Consider the following 12,025-nt stretch of genomic DNA (forward strand, 5'->3'; position numbering starts at 1 on the left):
TCTAAAGTTGATTAATTCGAATTCAATAATTAGGGCTATTTGGGAGGATGAAAGTATGTGCAAGTTATTGAAATCAAGATCATGGTTGATGCCAAGAGGGACGCAATTATGAAAGAACAATTTAGACAGATACTCTGGTCATTTACATGGCTATTGTTGAGTAGTTTGGCATTTTACTCTTACGCAGTAGAAGAGCCTGGGGCAATAACGGTTATTGTTAAAAATCAGACTACAGATCGACCACTTCCAAACGCACAAGTCATACTTAAGGAACGAGAAACCTCTGCAATACAAACCTTACAAACTGATCTACAAGGGCGTATTGTTGTTGAGCAACTCGACCCGGGCCTTTACTCAATAAAGATTACAAAAAGTGGCTTTGCGGCTTTATACGAACCAAGTATTCGCGTTGTAACTCGTAAAAATACGAAGGTTGAATTTGACCTTAGAGAACAAGCCATAGAAGTAGTTGAAGTAAGAGCCCAACAAGCTGATACATTTACTTCAGGCTCTAGCACCTATCTCGACAGAGAATCTCTGCGAAGTGCCGTGGGAGGAGGTGCAGATCCACTACTTTCTCTAGATGGATTGCCAGGTGTCGCATCTGACAGTGAATTTGCAAGTTTTAGTGTGCGTGGTCGAGGCCCAAGAGATAATTTACTCTTTGTTGATGATTTTCCTTTTGATAAAGCTATTCACTTTGATGCGACGTTAGGTGAAGAGGAAGATGTAGGCGGCGGTGGTCGCTTTTCTATATTTGCCCCCAATGTGATAAATGGAGCAGAATTTTCACCCGGCGGGTGGCAAGCAGCTTATGGTGGTCGTGCAGGGTCTTTACTGAAGCTAGAAGTGGCCGATGGTAACCCTAGTCCATCAGCAAGTTTTCGCTACGACCTTGCTGGTTATGAAGTTGGTTATGACGGCCCTATAAATATCACTGATGAAGCAACTATGCTTTTTTCTGCAAGGCGGTTAGATTTTGGTGCCTTGTTTGAAACTATCGAAGAGCTAGATATTGGTGAACCTGTTTTAAGGGATATTATTTTTAAATCAGTGATACCCATTAATCAAAATAACACTTTTGAAGTGTTACTCATGGATACGCATGAGAAATATACTCGTGGCGTTGAGCATGTTTCTGAATCACCTAATTTTGAAGATACTGCATTGCAAAATGCCGAGCAAGATAGTGACTTGTATGGTTTAACATTGACCACATTACTTGGTGAAACTGCTGTTTTGACTAATAAAGTTTACTACCGAAAAAGTGATAAATTGAGCTCTGAAGGTGAGGCTTATCCAGATCTTGTGCCCGAGGGAACGCCTGCTTCTGAATACCCTATTCGAGAAGACATTATCACTATATCTGAAGGTGAAACAGAAATTGGTTGGAGAAGTGATTTTGAGGTAGAAAATCAATTAGGGATGTTGAGCGTCGGTGCCCGAATTACGCAAATTGAACTAGATTACAGCACCTTTTTAGATGGTGAATGGAATCGGTATGTTTATGATAGTGACGATTATAGACCAGACCCACAGCAAAAGTTTATTGTACTAACCCCTGAAAGCCTTAATTCAGTCACGTCTTTGAAAGAAGTAAACTATACAGGCTACATAGAACAAATTTTTGAAATGGGTGATTGGGATTTTGGTACAGGTTTACGATTTGAACGAGATGGGTTTGCTGATGAAAGTTTTATATCACCTCGATTCAGCATCAACTGGATGCCAAGTCAAAAGGTAAGGTATTTTGCAACGGCGGGGTTATTTCATCAGTCACCGCGATATTTAGAACTTGCAGCTAACGAGACTAATAATCTTAAAACTGAAAAAATTACCCATACGAGTGTTGGTTTTAAATATTTCCCTAATGCCAACTGGTCATTACTAACGGAAGTTTATTATCAGCAACTTAGCGACTTAGTGGTTGACCTAGACCGTACCAGTGGAACTTATGCAAATGATGGTGATGGTACTTCATATGGTGCTGATTTTGTGCTTAATGCTACTATTTTCGAAGGTCTTTACGCCAGTGCAACCTATTCTTACAATGATGCGGTCGTAGACCGAAAGGATGGTTTTGGCGACGTAGCTGCTGAATTTAGTCGTGAACATGTTGCCACGTTAGGGCTGACATGGGAGATAAGTGACCGTTGGAAACTTGCTGGACGATATAAATACCTTTCAGGCAGACCAGATGACATATTTATTGTACATGAAGATGTTTTGGGGCCAGGGCAGCCTTTGCGTTACTCTAAGGAAATTACAGAGCGTAATGTTGGCCGTAAAGAAGGATCAGGCTCATTGAATGTTCGTGTAGATTACCGACGTGCCTTTGGTCCTATTGATGTTACCGCCTTCCTTGATGTTATAAATGTCACGGCAGCTTCATCAGCTGATGACACTGAGTTTGATTACCGCCGAGGGATTGAAGTCGTTGACGATAGCGAAGCTGAACCGCTGATCGGATTGCGATTAGATTACGCTTGGTAAGGAAGAAAAATGCTAGATGCTTTGAATACTGAGCCGATCAGAGCTTTGATTGTTGAAGATAATCGTGACATTAGTGCGAATATTGCTGCGTATCTAGAAAGGCACTGTTATCTCTTGGACTTTGCTTATGACGGTATAAGTGCAATGCAACTAGCGATGAACAACAAGTTTGATGTCATTGTTTTAGACCTAATGCTTCCAGGGATGGATGGCTTACACTTTTGTCAAAAGTTGCGAGCTGAAGCTGACGTTGAAACACCTGTACTTATGCTCACTGCGAGAGACACGCTTGATGATAAACTGAGAGGATTTGCAGTAGGAGCCGACGATTATTTGGTAAAGCCATTCGCATTGCAAGAGTTACATGTGCGCCTTCAAGCTCTTTATAAGCGGAGTCACGGCAATACCAACAAGGTATTGACTGTGTCTGATCTAACGATGAATAAGTCCACCTTGCAAGTACATCGTGCAGGCCAGCTTATTGAGCTTAATCCTGCAAGTATGAAGTTATTGCAGCGGTTAATGGAGGTATCTCCTTCTGTTGTTACACGCGATAGTCTCGAAACTTTATTATGGGCAGATGAGCCTCCCGATGGTGACGCGCTTCGTTCGCACATGTACAAGTTAAGACAGGCAATTGATAAACCATTTGATACGCCTTTGATTCATACTGTGCACCGTATTGGCTATCGAATTGCAAAGGACGTGCAATAATGTATCGGCATAGTTTGCACAAACGTGTCGCTATCGCATTTGCAATGTGTGTGGCTGTGCTGAGTATTGCATGGGGGTTTGCTTTCTTTGCTGCAATAAGATTGAGTGAAGATCGCGTGCTAACCCAGCAATTGCAAGTTGCATCAGATAACTACCCTGCTATTACTACCAATCTTAAGGCGTACGATAAAGTAGATAACTTACCTCAATCACTTCATGCGTGGGCGCAAACAAATCCAGCAGTAGGCTTGTATGAATTTGATAGCGAAGAATTACATGTTGCCGTAATTGATACAGGCAATGAGCAGTCACCTGGGTTTGTAGTGTTTGATGTCGCGCAGATTGAGGCTTCTTCGTCAGAGGATTGGTGGTTATTACTTATTATTAGCAGCCTTGTAGGAACATTGGGGTTATTAGGCTTTGGGCTTGGAATTGTTGTGATGCGTCGAGCTTTGGCTCCCGTAACTCAACTTGCTAAAGCTGTGGCCGACATTGATCCTGAGCAATTATCAAACGAAGATTACAAGCGTATACATGCTAACCGATATACAAATGATGAAGTTGGCATGCTCGCAAATACAATAGAGCAGGCTTTTGAGCGAGTGAGTGCATTCATCGCAAGAGAACGCTATTTTACAGACTCTGCAAGCCATGAATTGCGCACGCCAGTGACAGTCATTACCGGCGCCCTAGAGCTTTTAGAACAAAGCCAATTGACTCCTGCCGATATGAAGGTGCTAGATCGTGTAAGGCGGGCAACACACGACATGAATACAATGATCGAAATGTTTTTGTGTCTTGCTCGTGAAACTGATGATGGCTTGTATGATGAGCAGTTTTTAGTAATGCCACTGGTAAGAAAAGCAGTAGAGCAGCAACGCTATTTGTTAAACGGTAAGCTCGTTGGTGTTGAACTTGATGAGCTCGCCAACCCCATAATTTATGGGCATGCACAGGCATTTTCTATTGCCGTTAATAACCTGGTGCGAAACGCGTTTGAGCATACCCTTGCAGGACAGGAACCGATTGCAATTTTGATTAAAGAGCATGAATTATTAATCACTAATCAGTTCAGTGGCGGTGATGCCCAACATACGGCGACTGAAACAGCTTCTCACGGCTACGGCTTAGGTTTAGGTATTGTGCAACGCTTATGTGAGCGCAATGGTTGGTCATTCTCACTGCATGCAGATACAGCGCATGTAGTCGCTCGTCTTTCGTGGTGATGGAAGGCATGATTTTATTTTTAAACAATCCTGCTTGATGTAGTAAACTATACCTATCAGCAAAATCCCCATGGCGTTAGCCTTTAAAATAAAGAGCTTAATAATCTAATGAGTAGAGCAGGAATACAGTGGTTCCCGGGTCACATGAACAAAGCCCGCAACGAAATTAAAGAAATCATGCCACAGATGGATGTGATCATTGAGGTACTTGATGCCCGTATTCCTTACAGTAGTGAAAACCCAATGGTTACTGCGCTTCGTGGCGATAAGCCGGTGATCAAAATCATGAACAAGGCGGACTTAGCTGATCCTAAGTTGACGCAAGCTTGGAAAGACTACTTTGAGCAGCAAAGTGGCGTGAAAGCGATTGATTTTGGTAATGATAAAGCAGGTGAAGTGCACCGTATTAATGAGCTTTGTAAAAAATTAGTACCGCATAAAGTAGGCGCTGATAAACAAATTAAAGCCATGATCATGGGTATTCCAAATGTTGGTAAATCAACACTTATTAATACCTTAGCCGGCCGTATTGTGGCAAAAACAGGTAATGAGCCTGCGGTAACAAAAGCGCAGCAACGTATTAAGCTTGACGATGGCATTATGCTTTACGACACGCCGGGCATGTTGTGGCCTAAAGTAGAAAACGAAAACTCAGGTTATCGTTTAGGAGCAACTGGTGCAATTCGTGATACCGCTATCGATTACGAAGAAGTGGCTAGTTACACCGCTGAATATTTACTGCATGCATACCCAGAGCTTTTAAAAAGCCGTTATAAAATTGACGAGCTACCAGAGTCTGACTGGGAGTTTGTTGAAATGGCAGGTAAAAAGCGTGGCTGTATCCGCGGTGGTAATCAAATCGATACTTACAAGATGTCTGAAATTCTTATTAACGAATTACGCGATGGCATTATTGGTCGTATTACCATGGAAACACCTGCTATGCGTGAAGAAGAAGAGCAAATGGTTGCACAGCTTCGCGCTGCTGCAGAGGCAAAAAAAGCCGCAAAAGAAGAAGAGAAAAAACAACGCCGAGCGCGTGCGCGCAAGAATCGCCGTTAACAAGCCATCATTTGTTTTTCAGACATAAAAAAAGCCCTGTAAGGGCTTTTTTAGTTTCATATCTACCGTCACCGATATGAGCAATGTAGCAAGTAAAATAGTAGGGCGATCACCTGTTGCCAATATCAAGGGGCGTTGCGATTAGCAACAGGCGATCTTAGCTTTATCGTGGGCCACACGTGTTTCAGGGTCGAGAAACAAATCAGTTTATTCCGAACAAGTCATAACACTTTACTGTCTTGTTGATAGTGATTATCAATTAGATTTGAGTGTCTGTCAACACTCAATTGAAAATAATTCTCATTTCTTTGTGTTTGTTTTTTAAACTTCAGCAATACAATGCATTAGCACTAAAGTTAGGCTGTAAATTACGCGCAATAAAAACTATGCTGGTGCTATAACAATTAAAATAAAAACACACGATGTTCTCAATTTGGTCAATAAGCCTTCTTGCAATTGTATATCTGGCAATTTTATTTGCGGTTGCAGGCTGGGCTGATAAAAGAAAAGTATTGCCTTTTAAAGGCTTAACCTATGGTTTATCGCTTGGAGTGTACTGCACCTCTTGGGCGTTTTTTGGTACCACAGCACAAGCTGCATATAATGGCTGGTGGCTAGCACCGACTTATGCCGGCACTATTTTGCTATTTATTTTTGGTTGGCAAGTGTATTGCCGTATAGCGCATATTTGTAGGCAGCAAAAAATAACCTCGATGGCTGATTTTATTGCTACGCGATATGGTCAGTCGTCGAGCTTATCAGGGCTCATTTCATTGATTTCAGTGATTGCCATTGTGCCTTATATCTCTTTGCAGCTAAGTGCTACCGCACAAAGTATTAATTTATTAACTAACCGTTCAATGATGCAAAGCCATGAAGTATGGGCCGATAGTACTTTTTATATCACGCTTGTATTAGCACTGTTTGCTATTTTATTTGGTGCAAGGCGCTTAAAGCCTAGCGAACATAACCCCGGTCTTATTGCCAGTATTGCCTTTGAATCTGTGGTTAAGTTATTGGCATTTTTAGCTGTGGGTTTATATGTGTGTTTTGCGCTATTTGATAGCCCAGTGGCACTGTACGATAAAGCCCATGAACTAAATATTGATCAGCAAGTGGCTGCTACACAAAGCCCGACCTATGTGTATGTGGCCCATACTTTACTTGGTATTTTGGCGACTTTATGTTTGCCAAGGCAGTTCCACATGAGCTTTATCGAGAAAAATAACGATAAAGAATTGGCCTCGGCACGTTGGCTATTCCCGATTTACTTATTACTTATCAACCTGTTTATTCTACCAATTGCATACGCCGGATTAATTTACTTTCAAGGTCAAGAAGTCGGTTACGACACCTTTGTATTGGCGCTACCTATGGCTGCTGATGATGCCTTTGTGGCGCTATTGGCGTTTTTAGGCGGCTTTTCAGCGGCAACCAGTATGGTGATTGTGTCATCCATTGTGCTTTCAGTGATGATCACCAATGACTTTATTAATCAATTTATTTTACGCCGCTCACAGCTCACATCGAGTAGCCGCGGACTTGATAAAAACAACCTATTACATGCGCGTAAAATCGTTATCGTACTGATTTTATTGCTTAGCTATTTTACTCACCGGGTTCTTGGCGAAAGTACAACCCTTGCCAATGTGGGTTTAATGTCGTTTACCTTAGTCGCACAATTTTCACCGGCCATGATCATTGGCTTATGGTGGCGACAAGCATCCTGTCGCGGCGCACAATTGGGCATTTTAAGTGGCTTTATTATTTGGGGTTACACACTCTTACTGCCAAATATTGCTGGAGGTTTAGGTCGCGATAGCTTATGGCTTGTGGATGGACCTTGGGGAATTAGCTGGCTCGCGCCTACCGATTTATTTTCTTTAGGCATGGAAAGCATCAGCCAAGCCTTGTTGCTGTCGTTAGGTGCGAACTGTTTAGTGTATTTTTTAGTACCGCTATTTAGTCGTGCAACCTTGGCAGAGCGCTTACAGAGCAATAAGTTTGTATCGCAGCTGAGTGATTCACGGGTGAGTAATCATCTGCAGCCCTTGAGCTATCACGACCTAGGTGCACTTTTGCAGCGATTTGCCGAAAAAGAAGCGGCGCAGTCTTTGGTTAATCATTACTTTCCAGATGATAAAAGTAAGTGGAAGCGTCCAGCCAATGTTGAGTTAGAGCTACTGGTTGAGCGCGAGATGTCAGCGGTGATAGGTGGTGCATCGGCGCGGCTTATTTTAGATGTAGCCAAAGATGAGCAGCGTCAGCCGCTAGAGCAGGTTGCTGAATTTGTAGATGAGGCAAGCCAAGTACTTAAATTTAATCGTGATTTACTGCAATCAACAATCGAAAACATTCAACAAGGGATCAGTGTAGTTGATAGTGAGCTGCGGCTGGTAGCCTGGAATCAAGGCTACAAAAACATGTTCGCCTACCCAGATGATGCGCTCTACATAGGCCGCCCAGTTGCTGACATTATTCGTTTTAATGCCGAGCGAGGCTTATTTAGCGGCGAGAGCATGACCAGCGAAGTTGAAAAACGCTTAGCCTATTTACGCCAAGGCAGCGCTTATAAATATCAGCGCTCGCACAATGATGGTCGCGTGTTTGAAATGCAAGGTAACCCACTGCCAGGTGGCGGCTTTGTAACAACCTATACCGACATCACCGAGTTCGTAAAACAACAAAAAGCGCTAACAGAGGCTAATGTCAGCCTTGAAGAAAAGGTAGCAGCACGCACCTTGGCGCTAACACAGGCAAACCAAGAGTTGTCGATGGCAAAGCAAGTGGCAGAGCAAGCAACGGTCAGTAAAACCCGGTTTTTTGCGGCTGCCAGCCACGATTTATTACAGCCTTTTAATGCCGCGAGTTTATTTTGTTCTTTAATGAATGAAAAGGCCCAAGACACCGAGCTTAAAGAGCTGGCGATGAATATAAAGAATTCACTGGGCAGTGCAGAAGAGTTGTTATCGAGTATTTTAGAGTTAACCAAACTTGACTCTGGCTCGTTTAAAGTACAAATGAGCGAATTTGCAACTAGTTCTCTTGTTGAACCACTTCGCAATGATTACGAAGCTTTAGCGCGTGAAAAAGGTTTGAAATTTATTGTTGAAACCTGCGATGTGCGCCTGCATACCGACAAAGCGCTATTACGCCGAGTACTGCGTAACCTTTTGAGTAATGCGATTCGTTACACTGAGCAAGGTGAAGTGCGCTTAAAAATGCAGTACGAAGATAATCATGTGTCGTTTATTGTTGAAGATACCGGTATTGGTATTGCTGCCAATGATCAGCAAACGATTTTCCAAGAGTTTAAACAGCTTGGTGCAAAACCAAGTGCTGAAGGCTTAGGTTTAGGGCTGGCTATTACCAAACGTATTTGTGATTTGCTGAAAATACCCCTAGTGATGGGATCTGAACTTGGTAAAGGTACGCAATTTACCCTAACACTACCTTGTAAAGTTAGCGCTGCACCAGCGCAAGCCAAAGGTGCAGAGGCATCACAAGAAACAGAGCTGGGGCAATTGCGTATTTGGTTGCTTGATAACGACCGCAACGTGTTAGAGGCATTAAAACAGTTACTTGAGAACTGGGGCTGCGAAATCTCAACGGCCACTAACTTAGCGGAGCTTGAGCAGCTAAAGGCAAGCCAAGCCCTACCGCAATTGTTGATTATTGATTATCAGCTTGATGATGGAGTAACAGGCCTTGAAGTGATTGAGCAAGCCGCACTAACACGCTTACCAGCTATCGTTAACACCGCAAATCATGATGAAGGTATACGCGAGTTAGTGCTCGATGCGGGCTATCCATTGCTTTATAAGCCTCTGAAAGCGCCCGCCTTAAAACGCATGATTAAGCGACTGACTTAGGCACAGTAATTGTAGCTTTTGTGCCTTGCTGGGGTTTTGAGTTTATTGATAACTCAAAGCCTTGGTTGCGCACAAGTTCTCGGGTGATCACAAGCCCTATACCTGTGCCATTTGCCTTGGTTGAGTAAAATGGCACGAACAAGTTATCGGGGTTTTGAATGCCACAACCTTGGTCGCTAATTGCAATACTTAAGTTATTACCTTGTCTTGACCAAGTGAGGGTAGGGGCTGAATTGCTACCTGCTTCAAAGGCATTTTTTATCAAGTTGATTAACGCTTGTTCTAGCTGACCTAGGTCGGCATTAAAATGTAACTCTTCGCTGCTATTTATTACTAGTTCAGGAAAGATAGCGCTTAAGCGAGTGTTTAATTGCTCGCTACTGATTATCTGTTTTTGTGCGGGTGGTAGCTTGGCAAACGCACTGTAACTGGCTACAAAATCAAGCAAGTGCTGAGCGCGTTTTTCTATTACTTGCAGCATATCTTGGGCGAGATCATCGTGACTGCTAATTTGCCCTTGGCGTTTAAGGGTTTGCAATGACTGACTCATTGAATAAATCGGCGTGAGTGAGTTACGCACTTCATGATTTAACACTCGAATTAACCGTTGCCAAACAAGTTGTTCATTATCGCGAAGCTGTTGCTCAATTGAAAAGAAGGTTAGTAATTCAAAGTTTCTGCCGGTCCGCCAAAAAGTCTGCGATGAGATTTGAAAGCGTTGTTTAAACAGTGAGTCACTGTTTTGTTGCCATTCGCCATCATGCACGGCAATGCCTAAGTCGCTGGCCGATTTACCTTCAATCTGGTGATGGTTAATACTGTTTTTAAACGCCTTATTACTAAAGTAAATCAAGCTATGGGGGTCTAGGATAACGATGGGTAAGTCCAGCATGCTGGCAAACTCAAAAACAAACTCTTCTGTTTGCATGTAATGGCGTTTGTTCTTGGCTATTTTATTGCTGAGCTTGACAAAATCTTGTTTAAGTGCTGCGACTCGCCCACTTTGATAAGACGCTAAATGCCAACTATTACTTTCGTCATTTGCCAGTGCATCTAGTTGCAGACCAAAGCGTTCAACCACATCGGTGATCACACGGTAGCTTTTAATTAAAGCAAAAGCGCTTATCCCGATAAACGGCAATAATAGACTGATACTGGCAAACCAACCTAGTTTTAAGCTGAGCGAAAGGGCAATACCAAGCGTTAATAGCAGCGCTATAACCATATAAAAATAGCGTCGAATACGCTGCTCTAACGACAACTTGCTACTCATTTAGCGTTCTACTTCTTTTAAATCGAGCTGATGTTTATCAATGCGACGATAAATCGCCGATTTACTTAATCCTAAAAATTCTCCTGCGGCGATAACATTGCCATTAAATTGCAGCAGCGCTTTTTGAATCATTTGTTTTTCAAGTTCTTCAAGGGGCAATAGTGGCAAAGCCTGTTCCGCATTACTATTCGTTTGCTCGCAACTTGGTTGATCTAAAATGAGGTCATTGGCTTGAATATTATTGTTATCGCTCATGATCACTGCGCGTTCAATGCAGTGGCTTAGCTCACGAATATTACCAGGCCAGCTGTAATTTTTTAGCGCCTTTAGGGCATCATTACTGAGCGCCATATTTGCGCGTTGATATTTTTTACCATGCACTAACAACAGGTGTTCAGCTAATGGGGCAATGTCGTCTTTTCTGTCGCGAAGAGGTGGAATGTGCAGTTCAATGGTATTAAGCCTAAATAATAAGTCACGGCGGAACTCACCCTGCTCAATGGCTGTAGCTAATTCACTATTGGTGGCAGAAATAATGCGAACATCGGCGGTTTTGGTTTGGCTTGAGCCTAGCACTTCAAACTCTTTGCTTTCTAGCACGCGGAGCATTTTACTTTGCAGCTCGAGGCTTAACGTTGCAATTTCATCTAAAAATAAGGTGCCGCCTTCGGCAATTTCAAACCGTCCTAAGCGGTCTTCTTTGGCATCAGTGAAAGCGCCTTTCTTATGACCAAATAATTCGCTTTCGAATAGCGTTGGGGCAATGGCGCCAACATTCACGCTTACATAGCGTTTATCAGCTCTGAGTGAATGCTGATGAATATAATGTGCCAATAAGCTTTTGCCTGTGCCATTTTCGCCGGTAATTAAAATACTGGCATCGGTTTTTGCAGCGCGCTCAGCTTTGGCGAGTAACAGCTGCATGATTTCTGATTGGGCTATGTAATGTGCTTGTGAGTCACTGGTAAGTGCCTTTAAGCACGCGTTGTCGTGATTACTTTGCTTAAGTTTTAGTTGTTGTTGCACAACGGCGGTTAAGCGTAGGTTATTCCACGGTTTTTCAACAAAGTCGACAGCCCCTAATTGCATGGCTTTTACGGCAACATCAATGCTAGCCCATGCGGTCATTACAATGACTGGTATGGTTGAACCTAATTGATTTAGTTGCTTTAAAAAGCGTAATCCCTCTTCACCTGAGGTAGTGTCGAGCTTGTAGTTCATATCAAGCAAAATCAGGCTAATGTGCTCGGTTTTTAATAACTCAAGCGCATGTTCAGGGCCTTCGGCCTCAAGGCATGGTAAGCCTAGTTGTTGTAATGCAACAATAGCAGCCAGACGTACATCAGCTTGATCGTCTATGACTAAGATTTTGTCCATGATGTTTT

7 protein-coding genes are annotated in these 12,025 nt (G+C 42.8%); 5 read left to right on the plus strand and 2 right to left on the minus strand.

Features of this window, described 5'->3' with window-relative positions:
• Positions 1-108 precede the first annotated feature (108 nt).
• The 5 genes from NH454_RS10690 (at position 109) to NH454_RS10710 (ending at position 9,367) form a co-directional block, all read left to right on the plus strand.
• Complete coding sequence (locus NH454_RS10690; protein ID WP_253039033.1) at positions 109-2,493, plus strand: TonB-dependent receptor; 2,385 nt, start codon at positions 109-111, stop codon at positions 2,491-2,493.
• A gap of 36 nt (positions 2,494-2,529) precedes the next feature.
• Entirely contained in the window at positions 2,530-3,207 is a 678-nt protein-coding gene (locus NH454_RS10695) for a response regulator transcription factor (RefSeq protein ID WP_199527233.1), read from the plus strand.
• On the plus strand, positions 3,207-4,433 hold the full coding sequence (locus tag NH454_RS10700; RefSeq protein ID WP_249930232.1) for a HAMP domain-containing sensor histidine kinase: 1,227 nt from the start codon (positions 3,207-3,209) through the stop codon (positions 4,431-4,433). Before NH454_RS10695 ends, NH454_RS10700 begins: the two co-directional genes overlap by 1 nt.
• A gap of 108 nt (positions 4,434-4,541) precedes the next feature.
• The gene (ylqF, locus tag NH454_RS10705; protein ID WP_138558098.1) at positions 4,542-5,495 is read left to right on the plus strand and encodes a ribosome biogenesis GTPase YlqF; all 954 of its coding nucleotides are present in this window, start codon (positions 4,542-4,544) and stop codon (positions 5,493-5,495) included.
• Between the two features lie 422 nt (positions 5,496-5,917).
• Complete coding sequence (locus tag NH454_RS10710) at positions 5,918-9,367, plus strand: PAS-domain containing protein (protein ID WP_235383351.1); 3,450 nt, start codon at positions 5,918-5,920, stop codon at positions 9,365-9,367.
• Here the strand turns inward: NH454_RS10710 and NH454_RS10715 are convergent.
• Entirely contained in the window at positions 9,351-10,640 is a 1,290-nt protein-coding gene (locus NH454_RS10715) for a HAMP domain-containing sensor histidine kinase (protein ID WP_253039035.1), read from the minus strand. The two genes, NH454_RS10710 and NH454_RS10715, sit on opposite strands and share 17 nt — an antisense overlap.
• Entirely contained in the window at positions 10,641-12,017 is a 1,377-nt protein-coding gene (locus NH454_RS10720; RefSeq protein ID WP_138558101.1) for a sigma-54 dependent transcriptional regulator, read from the minus strand.
• Positions 12,018-12,025: the final 8 nt, after the last annotated feature.

The sequence above is a fragment of the Pseudoalteromonas sp. Ps84H-4 genome, assembly GCF_024124645.1.
In the GTDB taxonomy this organism is placed as follows: domain Bacteria; phylum Pseudomonadota; class Gammaproteobacteria; order Enterobacterales; family Alteromonadaceae; genus Pseudoalteromonas; species Pseudoalteromonas lipolytica_C.